14 protein-coding genes are annotated in these 13,532 nt (G+C 73.7%); 8 read left to right on the forward strand and 6 right to left on the reverse strand.

Translation table 11 applies throughout. The features are described from left to right. The first annotated feature begins 151 nt into the window (after positions 1–151). Both GA0070608_RS15880 and GA0070608_RS15885 read left to right on the forward strand, forming a co-directional pair. Positions 152–1,258, forward strand: a complete 1,107-nt coding sequence (locus GA0070608_RS15880; RefSeq protein ID WP_091635215.1) for a cobalamin biosynthesis protein — start codon at positions 152–154, stop codon at positions 1,256–1,258. After that, a complete protein-coding gene (locus GA0070608_RS15885; protein ID WP_091628719.1) occupies positions 1,255–2,799 on the forward strand; it encodes a cobyric acid synthase in 1,545 nt (514 codons plus the stop codon). The genes GA0070608_RS15880 and GA0070608_RS15885 overlap by 4 nt, the downstream gene beginning before the upstream one ends. Before the next feature lie 141 nt (positions 2,800–2,940). Here GA0070608_RS15885 and GA0070608_RS15890 read toward each other — a convergent pair whose 3' ends face one another. Continuing rightward, positions 2,941–3,342: a rhodanese-like domain-containing protein gene (locus tag GA0070608_RS15890; protein ID WP_091628723.1), complete on the reverse strand. Its 402-nt coding sequence runs from the start codon at positions 3,340–3,342 to the stop codon at positions 2,941–2,943. Positions 3,343–3,589: 247 nt separating this feature from the next. Between GA0070608_RS15890 and GA0070608_RS15895 the strand changes: the two genes are divergently transcribed. The 4 genes from GA0070608_RS15895 (at position 3,590) to GA0070608_RS15910 (ending at position 7,755) form a co-directional block, all read left to right on the forward strand. Next, on the forward strand, positions 3,590–4,213 hold the full coding sequence (locus tag GA0070608_RS15895) for a uridine kinase family protein (RefSeq protein WP_091635218.1): 624 nt from the start codon (positions 3,590–3,592) through the stop codon (positions 4,211–4,213). Between the two features lie 190 nt (positions 4,214–4,403). Then, complete coding sequence (locus tag GA0070608_RS15900; protein WP_176733966.1) at positions 4,404–5,756, forward strand: dipeptidase; 1,353 nt, start codon at positions 4,404–4,406, stop codon at positions 5,754–5,756. 77 nt (positions 5,757–5,833) lie between these two features. Continuing rightward, a complete protein-coding gene (locus GA0070608_RS15905; RefSeq protein WP_091628727.1) occupies positions 5,834–6,040 on the forward strand; it encodes a hypothetical protein in 207 nt (68 codons plus the stop codon). A 140-nt stretch (positions 6,041–6,180) separates the two neighbouring features. Continuing rightward, positions 6,181–7,755 (forward strand): ATP-dependent DNA ligase, encoded by a 1,575-nt coding sequence (locus GA0070608_RS15910; RefSeq protein ID WP_091628729.1) that lies wholly within the window; start codon positions 6,181–6,183, stop codon positions 7,753–7,755. 27 nt (positions 7,756–7,782) lie between these two features. Here the strand turns inward: GA0070608_RS15910 and GA0070608_RS15915 are convergent, their stop codons facing one another. After that, entirely contained in the window at positions 7,783–8,610 is an 828-nt protein-coding gene (locus GA0070608_RS15915) for an SURF1 family cytochrome oxidase biogenesis protein (RefSeq protein ID WP_176733735.1), read from the reverse strand. Positions 8,611–8,820: 210 nt separating this feature from the next. Here GA0070608_RS15915 and GA0070608_RS15920 point away from each other — a divergent pair, with 210 nt between their 5' ends. Both GA0070608_RS15920 and GA0070608_RS15925 read left to right on the forward strand, forming a co-directional pair. Beyond that, positions 8,821–10,242: a cobyrinic acid a,c-diamide synthase CobB gene (locus GA0070608_RS15920; RefSeq protein WP_091628736.1), complete on the forward strand. Its 1,422-nt coding sequence runs from the start codon at positions 8,821–8,823 to the stop codon at positions 10,240–10,242. Beyond that, complete coding sequence (locus GA0070608_RS15925) at positions 10,239–10,808, forward strand: GNAT family N-acetyltransferase (protein ID WP_091628738.1); 570 nt, start codon at positions 10,239–10,241, stop codon at positions 10,806–10,808. The genes GA0070608_RS15920 and GA0070608_RS15925 overlap by 4 nt, the downstream gene beginning before the upstream one ends. Positions 10,809–10,917: 109 nt before the next feature. Here the strand turns inward: GA0070608_RS15925 and GA0070608_RS15930 are convergent, their stop codons facing one another. The 4 genes from GA0070608_RS15930 to GA0070608_RS15940 are packed head-to-tail and all read right to left on the reverse strand — an operon-like array spanning position 10,918 to position 13,502. Next, positions 10,918–11,679, reverse strand: coding sequence for an ABC transporter permease (locus GA0070608_RS15930; RefSeq protein WP_091628739.1), 762 nt, complete (start codon positions 11,677–11,679; stop codon positions 10,918–10,920). Then, positions 11,676–12,494, reverse strand: a complete 819-nt coding sequence (locus GA0070608_RS15935; protein ID WP_091628741.1) for an ABC transporter ATP-binding protein — start codon at positions 12,492–12,494, stop codon at positions 11,676–11,678. Before GA0070608_RS15935 ends, GA0070608_RS15930 begins: the two co-directional genes overlap by 4 nt. After that, positions 12,494–12,631, reverse strand: coding sequence for a hypothetical protein (locus GA0070608_RS32650; RefSeq protein ID WP_176733736.1), 138 nt, complete (start codon positions 12,629–12,631; stop codon positions 12,494–12,496). Before GA0070608_RS32650 ends, GA0070608_RS15935 begins: the two co-directional genes overlap by 1 nt. A gap of 31 nt (positions 12,632–12,662) precedes the next feature. Beyond that, positions 12,663–13,502 (reverse strand): DUF4097 family beta strand repeat-containing protein, encoded by an 840-nt coding sequence (locus tag GA0070608_RS15940; RefSeq protein WP_091628743.1) that lies wholly within the window; start codon positions 13,500–13,502, stop codon positions 12,663–12,665. Between the last annotated feature and the right edge of the window lie 30 nt (positions 13,503–13,532).

Raw genomic sequence — 13,532 nt, forward strand, 5'->3', positions numbered from 1 at the left:
CGGCCGCCCGGCCGCCCCTGCTCCGCCCGGCCGCCCGGCCGGGCGCGGTTCGAGGCGACCGGGGGCGGCGACGGTCGGGACGTGGGTGCCGGGTGTTCGGCTGGGGACCGGCGGGCGCTCGGCTAGGCTGGCCGGCCGGAGGTGGTGGCGGGTGCGACAGGCGACGCCGGTGGCGACCGTGGCGGGACTGGTCGCGGGGTACGCCCTCGACGCGCTCCTCGGAGATCCCCGCCGGTATCACCCTGTGGCCGGCTTCGGCCGTGCCGCCGGGGCCCTTGAACGGCGGATGCATCGCCCGGACCGGGCAGCCGGGGCGGCGTTCACCGCGCTGGCCGTCGGTGCACCGGTGCTGCTGGGGGTGGCCGCCACGGTCGCCACCCGACGTCGGCCGGTTGCCCGGGCGGCCCTGGTCGCGGCCGGTACCTGGACGGTGCTGGGCGGGCGTACCCTGCGGCATGAGGCCACCGTGATGGGGCGTGCGCTGCGCGCCGGTGACCTGCCAGCGGCCCGGCAGCGGCTCGGCCACCTCTGCGGTCGGGACCCGTCCGCGCTCGACGAGCCGGAGTTGGCCCGCGCCACCGTCGAGTCGGTGGCCGAGAACACTTCGGACGCGGTCGTCGCCCCGCTGCTGTGGGGTGCCGTCGCGGGGCTGCCCGGCCTGCTCGGTTACCGCGCGGCGAACACCCTCGACGCGATGGTGGGCCACCGCTCGCCCCGGTACGCCCGGTTCGGCACCCCTGCCGCCCGCCTCGACGACCTGCTCAACCTGGTGCCCGCGCGACTGACAGGCCTGCTCACCGTCGCGGTCGCGCCCACCGCGCACGGCGACCGGGAACGGGCGTGGCGGGTGTGGCGCCGGGACCGCAACGACCACCCCAGCCCGAACGCCGGGCAGTGCGAGGCGGCGATGGCCGGCGCCCTCGGCGTACGGCTGGGTGGGCGCAACGTCTACTTCGGGCGCTCCGAGGTGCGCCCGTTCCTCGGCGACGGCCCTCGGCCCGAGGCGCGGCACCTCAAGCGGGCCGCCCGGATCTCGGGCGCGGTCGGGCTGGCCGCGCTCGTGCTGGCCGCCGCGTACCCGCTGACCCTCGGCCGGCTGGCGGGCGCCGTCGGCCGGCGCGCCGCGGGCCGGGTCACCTTCGGGCGGCGTGCCGCGGGCCGGGTCACCTTCGGGCGGCGCGGCCTGGGCCGGGGCACCGCCGGAGGGCACCTCGCCGGAGGCGTCGGGGGCGGGGCGGGGCGGGGGAGCGAGCGGTGAGTGGCGGTCTGCTGGTCGCCGGCACCACCTCTGACGCCGGCAAGAGCGTGCTCACCGCCGGCATCTGCCGCTGGCTGCACCGGCGGGGTGTGAAGGTGGCGCCGTTCAAGGCGCAGAACATGTCCAACAACTCCGCTGTCGTCGTGGGCCCGGACGGCCGGGGTGGCGAGATCGGGCGGGCACAGGCGATGCAGGCCGCCGCCTGCGGTATCGCTCCCGACCTGCGGTTCAACCCGGTGCTGCTCAAGCCCGGCAGCGACCTGGCCAGCCAGGTGGTGCTGCTCGGCGAGGCGGTCGACACGGTCACCGCGGGCAACTTCCGCGAGCTGCGTCCCAGGCTTGCCGAGACGGCGTACGCGGCGCTCGCCGAACTGCGGGCGGCGTACGACGTGGTGATCTGTGAGGGTGCGGGCAGTCCGGCGGAGATCAACCTGCGGGCCGGCGACTACGTGAACATGGGTCTGGCCCGGCACGCCGGCCTGCCGACGATCGTGGTCGGCGACATCGACCGGGGCGGGGTCTTCGCGTCGATGTTCGGCACCGTCGCCCTGCTGGACCCGGCAGACCAGGCGCTGATCGCCGGCTTCGTGATCAACAAGTTCCGGGGCGACCTCGGTCTCCTCCGGCCGGGGCTGGACATGCTGCGCCAGGTGACCGGCCGCCCGACGTACGGGGTGCTGCCCTGGGCGCTCGATCTCTGGCTCGACGCGGAGGACTCGCTCGCGTACGGCCGGGTCCTCGGTCGCCCGGCGGCCCCGCGCGGCACCGACTGGCTGGATGTGGCCGTGGTCCGGCTACCCCGGATCAGCAACGCCACCGACGTGGAGGCGCTCGCCACCGAGCCGGGTGTTCGGGTCCGGCTGACCGTCGAGCCGGCCGAACTGGCCGCCGCCGACCTGGTCGTGCTGCCCGGCTCGAAGTCGACCGTGGCCGACCTGGCCTGGCTGCGGCAGACCGGCCTGGCCGACGCCGTACTGGCGCACGTGGCGGCGGGCCGGCCCCTGCTCGGCATCTGCGGCGGCTTCCAGATGCTGGCCCGGGCGATCCACGACCCGGTGGAGAGCCGGCAGGGGAGCGTGCCGGGGCTGGGCCTGTTGCCGATCGAGATCACCTTCGACCCGCGCAAGACTGTCCGGCAGTCGGTCGGCACCGCCGGCGACGACGTCCCGGTCCGTGGCTACGAGATCCACCACGGGTACGTGTCGCACGCGGATCCGGCGCTGACCCCGCTGCTGACCTGCGCGGACGGCAGCGGCGAGGGCGCGGTGGTCGGTGCCGTGCACGGCACCCACTGGCACGGAGCCTTCGAGTCTGACGGGTTCCGCCGACGGTTCCTGACCGAGGTGGCTCGGCTCGCCGGCCGGACCGGCTTCACGGTGGCTCCCGACACCGCCTTCGCCGCCGCCCGTGAGCGCTCCCTGGATCTGCTCGGCGACATGGTCGAGGAGCACCTGGACACCGACGCCCTCTGGCGTCTCGTCGAGTCCGGCCCGCCCGCCGATCTTCCCTTCATCCCACCCGGAGCCCCACCCCTCCCCTGAGACCCCACTACCCCACACCGCCGCACCGCCCTCGTAAAGGGTGATCAAGAGGTTTGCGTCCTGTGAAGCCGCGAATCATGACGCAAACGTCTTGATCACCGATGCGGCTGACGGCGGTGGTTGGTTGGCGAGCCTGTTGGGTCAGTAGCGGATGTCGGCGGGGCGGTCGGACATGGGCAGCGCCGCCTCGCGCCAGGCCTGCACCCCGCCGATCATGTCGGTCGCGTGGTGCAGCCCGAGCGCCCGCAGGCTCGCCACGGCGAGGCTGGAGCTGTAGCCCTGGCGGCAGACGACCACGATCCGCTGGTCGTATCCCATGGCCTCGGGGATCCGCCAGGCGCTGGCCGGGTCGAGTCGCCACTCCAGCACCGTCCGGTCGATCACGATGGCGCCGGGCAGGTCGCCCTGTTCCCGTCGCTGCCCGTCGGTGCGGGTGTCGACCAGCAGTGCTCCGGTACGGACCGCCTCGACGGTCTGGTGCGGGGTCAGCCGGCGTACCCCGGCGCGGGCCTGTTCCAGGAGGGCGTCAACGCCCGGACTCATCACGCTGTGGGACACCAGCAGATCATCCCGTCCTGTCCCGGGCCCCGCCCGACGAACGCCCCGGCCCACCCGACGACCGCTCGTTCGGGCGACCCCCGATCGGAGTGCCCGTGCCTGGGCCCGTGCCCGTGCCCGGACCAGAGATCCGGCCCGCACGTCGGTTGAGGAACCTGGCGTGCGCATCGGCCAGGGAGCCGGCCCGCGCGTCGGCCGCAGACCCGGCCTGGTTACCGTCGGCCGTGTGGCGGTGGCGGTGGCGGTGGTCGAGGCGTACGACCGGGTGGCCCGGCGGGTGCTCGACGGGCCGGCGCGGTTGGGACGGACCCGGCTGGTGGCGGTGGACGGGCCGAGCGGCGCGGGCAAGAGCGTGTTCGCGACGCGGCTCGCGGACGCCCTCGCAGCCCTGCCCGGCGGCAGCCCGCCGCCGGTGGTGCACACCGACGACCTGCTCGACGGCTGGGACGACCAGTTCACCTTCTGGCCCCGACTGGAGGAGGGGGTGCTCGGGCCGTTGCGCGCCGGACGGCCGGGGGCGTACCGCCGGTACAGCTGGGTCCGCCGGTCGTTCCTGCCACGTCCGGTGCCGGTCCCGGTCGCGCCGGTGCTCGTCATCGAGGGGGTGAGCGCGGCGCGGGCCGCCGTGGTTCCGGACCTCGCCCTCGCCGTCTTCGTCACCGCCCCGGCGTCGTTGCGGCTGGCCCGGGCGGTGGAGCGGGACGGTCCGGGGATTCTGCCGGAGTTGCGTCGCTGGCACCGGGGGGAGCGGTCGTACTTCGCCGCTGACGGCACCGAGGCCCGGGCGGACCTGGTAGTCGACGGCGCCCCGGGCCTGCCGCACGACGCCGACCGCTACCACGTACGCCGCCGCTGAGACTGCGACATCGCCGACCGCTGCCATGTGCGCCGCCGCTGAGGTCTTCGGGCGGGGCGACATCGTCGGCCGTCACCCGCGTGCGCCGTCGCTGAGGCCAGCGGACGGGCTGGGATCGGCCCGCCGTGCCAGGCTCGGGGCGGGCGGTCGGTAAGGCCGGCATACGATGCCGGTCATGACCACACCGATCATGTCCGAGTCCGAGGTCCGGATCGCCGTCGAGCGGGAGCTGCCCGGTGTACGTGCCGATCTGGAACGTCTCGTCCGCATCCCCGGCATCGCGTTCGAGGACTTCGACCACTCGCACGTGGAGCGTTCCGCCGAGGCGGTGGCCGAGCTGCTGCGCGGCTGCGATCTCGACGTCAGGATCGTGCGCTCCGGTGGCCAGCCGGCGGTCATCGGGAAGAAGGCGGCTCCGCCCGGGGCGCCGACGGTGCTGCTCTACGCCCACCATGACGTGCAGCCGGTCGGCGACCTGACGCTGTGGGAGTCGGACCCGTTCGAGCCGGTGGAGCGGGACGGCCGCCTCTACGGCCGGGGCGCCGCCGACGACAAGGCCGGCATCATGGCGCACGTCGCGGCGCTGCGCGCGTACGGTGACGCGCTGCCGGTCGGCGTGGTGCTCTTCATCGAGGGCGAGGAGGAGTACGGCTCCGACTCGCTGGAGCGGCTGCTCGCCGAGCACCGTGACGAGATCGCGTCGGACGTCATCGTGATCGCCGACTCCGCCAACTGGGACATCGGCGTACCGGCGCTGACCACCTCCCTGCGCGGCATCGTCAACTGCTTCGTGGAGGTGCGCACCCTCGACCACGCCGTGCACAGCGGCATGTTCGGCGGCGCGGTGCCGGACGCGCTGACCGCCCTGGCCCGGCTGCTGGCGACCCTGCACACCGACGCCGGCGACGTGGCCGTCGACGGGCTGGTCGCCCGGGAGGGCGCGAGCGTCGAATACCCCGAGGACCGGTTCCGCGTCGAGGCCGGGCTGGCCGAGGGCGTGAGCCTCATCGGCACCGGGCGGATCACCGACCGGCTCTGGACCAAGCCGGCCCTCGCGGTGCTCGGCATCGACGCCCCGGCCACCGGCGAGGCGCCGAACGCCCTGGTGCCGGCTGCCAAGGCCAAGCTGAGCGTACGGCTGGCGCCGGGCGACGACCCGAAGCGGGCGTACGAGGCCCTGCGTGCCCACCTGGAGAAGCACGCCCCGTGGGGCGCCCAGGTGCGGGTCATCTTCGAACACGACGGCGACCCGTGCGTCATCGACGCGTCCGGGCCGATGTTCGACGCGGCGCGCTCGGCGTTCCGGACCGCCTGGGACGGCACCGACCCGGTGGACCTCGGCATCGGCGGCTCGATCCCGTTCATCGCCACCTTCCAGGAGATGTTCCCGCGGGCGGCGATCCTGGTGACCGGGGTGGAGGACCCGCAGGCCCGGGCGCACGGCCCGAACGAGAGCCTGCACCTCGGCGAGTTCGCCCGGGTCTGCCTGGCCGAGGCGCTGCTGCTGGGGAAGGTCGCCGAGGCGGGCGTCGACGGGCGTTAGGTGTCGGAACCGTAACTTCCGGGTCGATGTGGGTGTTTGCGGTGTGTCGGCCGTGACGTTGCTATAGCCTCTCGAACATGCGTACGAACGAGGTGATGGGCCGGCTTGAGGCCGCAGTCAGCGCACTGGGGGACGTCGAGGTCTCCGCGTGGCCCGAGGACACGCTCAAGGAACAGCTCGGTGACCTGTCGGCCGCGCTGGTCGCGCTCGACACGGTGCTCTCCCGGGTGGCGGAGGAGATCCGCGCCCGCGGCCTGCGCATCGAGGAACCCGTCTCCGCCTGACCCACCCACCGTCTGACCGCCCTGTCGGCCCTGGTCACCAGGATCATCAGGCCGGCGCCGAGCAGCGCGGTGAAGGGTGTCTGGCGGCCGGGCACGGCAATGCCCGGCTGATGTCGGGGGTGGCTGGCAGGATGGAACCCGTGCGGTTCCTCGACCTGGCAGCCACCTCCGCCGCCGTCGGCGCCACCCGGTCCCGGCGGGCCAAGGTGGAGCTGCTCGCCGCCGCGCTGCGGGCGCTCGATGAGCGCGAGGTCCCGGCGGGGGCCGGCTGGCTGGCCGGCGAGCTGCGCCAGCGGCAGACCGGGGTGGGCTGGGCGAGCCTGCGTGACCTGCCGCCGCCGGCCGCCGAGCCGACCCTGACGGTGGCCGCCGTCGATGCGGCCATCGACGAGATCGCGTCCGTGCACGGGCCGGGTTCCCAGGCCCGCCGCCGGGCACTGCTGGGCGCGCTCTTCGCCGCGGCCACCACCGAGGAGCAGCGGCTGCTCACCGGCCTGTTCAGTGGCGAGCTGCGCCAGGGCGCGCAGGCGGGGCTGCTCGCCGAAGCGGTGGCCTGGGCCGCCGCCGTGCCGGTCGCCGCCGTACGCCGGGCGTTGCTGCTCGCTGGCGACCTGCGCGGGGTCGCGGTCGCCGCGCTCGACGGGGGCGCGGCGGCGCTGGCTGCCTTCGGCCTCCAGGTCGGTCGTCCGCTCGCGCCGATGCTGGCCCAGAGCGCGCCCTCGGTGGACGAGGCGCTCGCGGCCACCGGCACGCCCGCCGTGGTCGACGTGAAGCTCGACGGCATCCGGATCCAGGTCCACCGCTCCGGCGACGACATCGCCGTGTTCAGCCGCAGCCTGGACGACATCACCGCCCGGGTGCCCGAGGTGGTCGCCGCCGTGCGGGCGCTGCCCGCCCGCGAGCTGGTGCTCGACGGGGAGGCGATCGGGCTCGACGAGACGGGCCGCCCGCTGCCCTTCCAGGAGACGTCGAGCCGGGCGGCGCGGCGCAGCACGGCGGGCGGCACCGGCCGCGCCCCGGTCGCCCCGGCCGTGCGCGCCACCGCCGGCGAGACGGTGCTCACGCCGTACTTCTTCGACCTGCTGCACCTCGACGGCGACGACTTGATCGACCTGCCCGGTCGGGAACGCTGGGCCGCGCTCGACGCCGCGGTCGACGCCTCGCTGCTGGTCGGCCGGATGGAGGTCGACGGCCCCGAGCGGGCCGGCGAGGCGTTCGCCGCCGCGGTCGACGCCGGCCAGGAGGGGGTCGTCGTGAAGGCGCCCGACGCCCCATACGACGCCGGCCGGCGGGGCGCCGCCTGGGTGAAGGTGAAGCCCCGGCACACCCTCGACCTGGTGGTGCTCGCGGTGGAGTGGGGCAGCGGCCGGCGTGCGGGCTGGCTGTCCAACCTGCATCTCGGCGCCCGCGACCCGCGCACCGGCGACTTCGTCATGCTCGGCAAGACGTTCAAGGGCCTCACCGACGAGGTGCTGCGCTGGCAGACCGAGCGCTTCCTGGCCCTCGCCGTCGAGCACGGCGACTGGGAGGTGCGGGTCCGCCCCGAGCAGGTGGTCGAGATCGCCTTCGACGGGGTGCAGACCAGCTCCCGCTATCCGGGCGGGATGGCGCTGCGCTTCGCCCGGGTGGTGCGCTACCGCGACGACAAGACGGCGGCGGAGGCCGACACCATCGACGCCGTACGCGCCATCCACGCCGGCCGCGTCACGGGCTGAGCGAGCGGGACCGGCTGGCGGGAGCGGTCAGGCGGCACCCTGTGACGCGGGTTCGGCGGCCCGGTCGACGGGCCGCTTCGGCCCCACGCCCGCCAACCTGCGGGCCTCCCGGCGGGCCACCCAGCCATAGCCGAACAGGGTCATCACGGCGAAGATCCACCACTGCACGACGTAGCCGAAGTTCTGCCAGTTGTTGGTGTATCCGACCGGCACCTGCTTGAAGATCGGGTCGGCAGCCGGGGTCTGCTCGTCCAGCAGCAGGTACGCCCCGTGCACCGGGTAGGGCAGTTCCTGGGCCAACCGGGGCACGCCGATCCGCCGCGTCTCCAGCTTGCTGTCGCGCCGGGTCACGGGGACCGAGCCGCTCTCGCTCAGGCGCACCCGCCCCGTCACGGTGATCTCGCCGGGCGGGAGGGCCGGCACGTCCGGCTGGACGGTCGCGTCGCCGCCCCGCGCCGGCGGGATCCAGCCCCGGTCCACCAGCACGGCCGTGCCGTCGGCCAGGACGAGCGGGGTGACCACCTCGAAGCCGACCTTGCGGTCCACCGAGCGTCCCCGCACCAGGACCACGTTCGCCGGGTCGTAGCGGCCGGTCACGGTCACCCTGGTCCAGGATTTCTCCGCGGCGGGGGCCGGGCCGGCCGTGCCGTTGCCGCCGGTCGGGGCGGGCAGCACGTCACGCAACGGCACCGGGTCCATCCGCAGGCCGGCGTCGATCCGTTCGTTGATCTCCGTGCGGCCGTGGTAGCGGTCCAGCTGCCAGTTGCCGAGCAGCACCATCACCGCCGAGGCGACCAGGGTCAGCGCGAGAATGCCCAGCCAGCGCGGCGTCAACAGGAACCGGTACACGACCACGAGGCTACCCCTGTGACCGGAGGCACTCGCTTCGACAGCCCTCTTTCGGGCCCGGGCGGGCGCCGACAGGCCAGCTCGGCCGCGCCCGGACACCGCCGACAGGCCGGCTCGGTGGCGGCCACCCGCCGGCCGCTTGGGCTATCGTCACGCGGGCGGACCGGGCGGTCGGCCCGCCGCAGGGTCCCCCCGCCGCCCCGCAGGGAGTCGATGATGACCGTCGTGCCGCGCCTGGTGCTCAGCGCGCCGTCCTCCGGCCACGGCAAGAACGCGCTGGCGATCGGGTTGCTCGCCGCGTTCGCCGACCGGGGCGTCGACGTCGCCGGGTTCAAGGTCGGCCCCGACCACGTCGACGCCGCGTACCTCGGGCTGGCCACCGGCCGCCCCGGTCGTGTCCTCGACCCCCGGCTGGTCGGACTCGGCCGGATCGCCCCGCTCGTCGGCCACGGCGCGGCCGGCGCCGGGCTCGCGGTCGTGCAGGGCAGCATGGGGCTGTACGACAGCCTCGCCGGCCGCCCGGAGAGCGAGTCGACGGCCGCCGTGGCCACCGCGCTGCGCAGCCCGGTCGTGCTGGTGGTCGACGTGGCCGCGACGGGGCAGTCGGTGGCCGCCCTGGTGCACGGCTTCCGGTCGTACGACGAGCAGCTCTGGCTCGGCGGGGTGATCCTCAACCGGGTGGCGTCCGCCCGGCACGAGGAGTTGCTGCGCGCGGCGCTCGACGACATCGGCGTGCCGGTCTACGGCGCGCTACGCCGCCAGGACCTGCCGTCCGTGCTGCCCGCCCGCCGGTACGGGGCGGTGCCCGCGCTCGCCCGCACCGGCGAGGCCACCCGGGCGGTCCGCCGGCTCGGTGAGACGGTCGCCGCCGCCGTGGAGCTGGACCGGCTGATCGGCCTGGCCCGCTCCGCGCCGCCGCTGCCCGTGCCGCCCTGGACGCCGGAGGAGGCCGGGCGGGAGGACGGCGGGCCGGCACAGGTAGGTCCGGGCCTCGGGCCGCGCCCGGTGGTGGCGGTCGCCGGCACGTCGGGCGGCAGCTACAGCCACGCCGAGACCGCCGAGCTGCTCCGAGCGGCCGGCGCCGAGGTGGTGACGGTCGACCCGCTGCACGACGAGGCGCTGCCCGCCGGCACCGGCGCTCTGGTCGTCGGCGGCGGGCTGCCCGAGTCGTACGCCGAGCAACTCTCCGCCAACCGCCGGCTCTGCATCGCGGTCGCCGAGTTGGCCCGCGCCGGGCGGCCCGTGGTCGCCGAGGGTGCCGGCCTGCTCTGGCTGGCCCGGGAACTGGACGGGCTGCCCATGTGCGGCGTGCTCGACGCGGTGGGGACGCGCCGGGACGGCCTGGTGACGGGTTACCGGGAGGCGACGGCGCTGACCGACAGCCTGGTGGCGCCGGCGGGCACGGTGGTGGCTGGGCACAAGGAGCATCGCAGCGTGCTCACCCCACGCGCCGGGGCGCGGGCGGCGTGGAGCTGGGACGGTGGGGCACCCGAGGGCTTCGTCTGGCGGCGCGTGCACGCCTCGCAGTTGACCCTGCACTGGGCGGCGTACCCGCTGCTGGCCGCCCGGCTGGTGGACGCGGCGGCGGACGCGGCGGCCGACCCCGCGACCGCCCGGTCGGGCGGGGTGACCGGGTGATCGGTCAGGTGGCGGTCCGCCGCTTCCCGCCGCTGACGGTCTCCACACCTCGCACCGAGGTACGCGCGCTGACCGGAGCCGACGCGGCGGCGGCCGACGAGGTCTTCGCCGACCGGCAGACCCAGCGGTGGCTGCCGCTGGCCGACCCCTCCGGTCAGATCGACGGGCTGGCCTGGTGCACCGAGCTGGCCCGGCAGCGGCGCGACAGCGGCGACGGCGACCACTACGCGGTGGTACGCCGGGAGGACGACCGGGTGGTGGGCTGCCTCTGGACCCGGCGTACCGACTGGGGCGCCCGGTGCACCGAGGTCTCCTACGCGATCGCGGCGCACGCGCGGGGCTTCGGCCTGGCGGCCGAGGCGGTCGACGCACTCGCCATCGCACTGATCCTCGAACACGGCTTCCAGCGCGTCGAGATGCGGGTCGCCCCCGGCAACCTGGCCTCCCGCCGGGTCGCCGAGAAGGCCGGCTTCAGCTACGAGGGCCTGCTGCGCAACGCCGGCTTCGTCCGGGGCGGCCGGGTGGACCTGGAGGTCTGGTCCCTGGTCTCCGCCGACCTGCGCTGACGGTCCAGACGGGTGGGCGGCTCATGGTGCACGGCCGCCGGGGCGACTCCGGTGTCCAGATGGATCACCGAGGCCGCCCTGGTGCCACTGCCGTCAGGCGTGGCTCCTACTAGGCGATCTTGCGGCGGTAGGTGACGGTGGCGAAGGCGTACGCGACGACGAGGATGCCGACGCACCAGGCGAGGGCGATCCAGATGTCGGTGCCGACCGGCTGCTGTGAGTACAGGTCGCGGATGGCGTTGACGATGGAGGTCACCGGCTGGTGCTCGGCGAAGGCGCGCACCGGGCCGGGCATGGTGTTGGTGGGTACGAATGCGGAGCTGAGGAACGGCAGGAAGATGAGCGGGTAGGAGAACGCGCTGGCGCCGTCGACGGTTTTTGCGGTGAGGCCGGCGATGACGGCGAGCCAGGTCAGGGCCAGGGTGAACAGGGTCAGGACGCCGGCGACGGCGAGCCACGCGAGGATTCCGGCCCCGGAGCGGAAGCCCATGAGCAGGGCGACGAGCGTGACGACCATGAGTGAGATCAGGTTGGCGATGAGTGAGGTCAGCACGTGTGCCCACAGCACGGACGACCGTGCGATCGGCATGGACTGGAATCGTTCGAAGATGCCGCTCTTCATGTCCAGGAAGAGCCGGAACGCGGTGTAGGCGATGCCCGACGCGACGGTGATGAGCAGGATGCCGGGCAGCAGGTAGTTCACGTACGATTCGGAGCCCGTGTCGATTGCGCCGCCGAACACGTACACGAACAGCAGCAGCATGGCGACCGGTGTGATCGCGGTGGTGATGATGGTGTCGACGCTGCGGGTGATGTGGCGTAGGGATCGGCCCAGCAGGACGGCGGTGTCGCCGAAGAAGTGCGTGGTCATCGTTGTTCCCTGCTCGTCGGTACCGATGCTGCGGTCATTGCGGGCTCGCCGTCCTTACCGGCGCCGACGAGCGTGAGGAAGACGTCTTCGAGGGTCGGTTGTTTCTCGACGTATTCGACCGTGGCGGACGGGAGGAGCTGCTTGAGTTCGGTGAGGGTGCCGTTCACGATGATGCGGCCCTCGTGCAGGATCGCGATGCGGTCGGCGAGCTGCTCGGCTTCGTCCAGGTACTGGGTCGTGAGCAGCACTGTCGTGCCCTGCGAGGCGAGTTGCCTGACGGCCTGCCACACCTCGATGCGCGCCTGAGGGTCGAGGCCGGTGGTCGGTTCGTCGAGGAAGATGACCGGCGGGTTCCCGATGAGGCTCATCGCGATGTCGAGGCGCCGGCGCATGCCTCCGGAGTATGTCGACGCCTTCCGGGTGGCCGCGTCGGTCAGTGAGAATCGCTCGAGCAGCTCATCCGCGATGGTGCCCGGGTGCCTGAGGTGCCGTAACCGGGCGACCAGGACGAGGTTCTCCCGCCCGGTGAGGATCTCGTCGACGGCCGCGAACTGCCCGGTGAGGCTGATCGACTCCCGCACCTTCGCCGCCTGGGTGGCGACGTCGAAGCCGTTGACGCTGGCCGCCCCCGCGTCCGCCTTGAGCAGCGTGGAGAGGATCTTCACGACCGTGGTCTTGCCGGCCCCGTTGGAGCCGAGCAGGGCGAAGATGCTGCCCCGCGCCACGTCGAAGTCCACGCCCCGCAGCACGTGCAGTTTCTGGTAGGACTTTTCCAGGCCGCGCAGGCGGATCGCCGGGACTTGCTGTGTCGTCATCAGACGGCCCTCTCTTCGTTTCCGGTGTCTTCCCCGGCGACTTCGCGGATCGGTGTTCCGTTCGCCGCGACCTGGCCGCCGGACAATGTCCCCAGCCCTCCTGCGGTGATCGGCGGGCGGGATCGGGTGATGGTCATTGGTCTCTTCACCTCGGGCGCCAGAAGTGGATCAGGAGCGGTGGATGGTGATGTCGCCGTACGAGGTGCGGGCCCGCACCTCGACGGTCTCGTCGGTCTCTTCGGGTCGGGTGGCGTTCTCCATCAGGTTGCGCACGTGACCGAATCCGGTGTTCACCTCCAGCCAGGCGGCGGTGCCGTCGGCGATGCCGATGTCCAGGTCGCCTGCGGCGGTCTCGAGTACGACGGGGCCACGGCGCACCTCGCCGAGGCGGATGCCGCCGTTGGATGTCTTCGCGTCGACGCCGGCACCGGCCCGCCCGATGTCGATGGCGCCGTTGGCGTTGCGCACCCGTACGTCGCCGGTGACGACGTCGATCGCGGTGTCGCCATTGGAGTTCTTGACCTCTGCGGCGCCCTCGATCTCACCGACCTGGATCTTGCCGGAGCCGGTGGAGATCTCGGCGCTGCCCAAGATGTCGTCGGCGGTGATGTGACCGACCCCCGTGTGCAGGCGTAGCGGGCCGGTTCGTTCGAGCCAGATGTCGCCGGTGGTCTTGATTCGGCACTCCCCGAGCCGGCCGGCGCAGCGGAAGCCCCCCATCAGCAGGTGGGCGGAGAGCTGGGAACCGCTGGGCAGTTCGATGGACACATCGACCGACCTGCTCTTCTTGGAGAAGTCGAAGGCGCGCCTCGGGCCGGTGACCTGGAGTGTGCCGTTGGCGTAGTCGATGCGGATCTCCGCAGCGGCTCTCACGTCGGACTCGTCGGACTCGTCGCTGGGGCGGACCTCGACGACGGTGTCGGTGCGGTCGCTCGCGGTGATCCGCACCTCGCCGACGCCGAATTCGAGCGTGACGGAGATCGGTTCGGGCGTCTCGTAACTGGGCATGGTTGTCCCCGCATCATGGGTGGGTGAGCC

Source organism: Micromonospora peucetia (assembly GCF_900091625.1).
GTDB classification, from domain to species: domain Bacteria; phylum Actinomycetota; class Actinomycetes; order Mycobacteriales; family Micromonosporaceae; genus Micromonospora; species Micromonospora peucetia.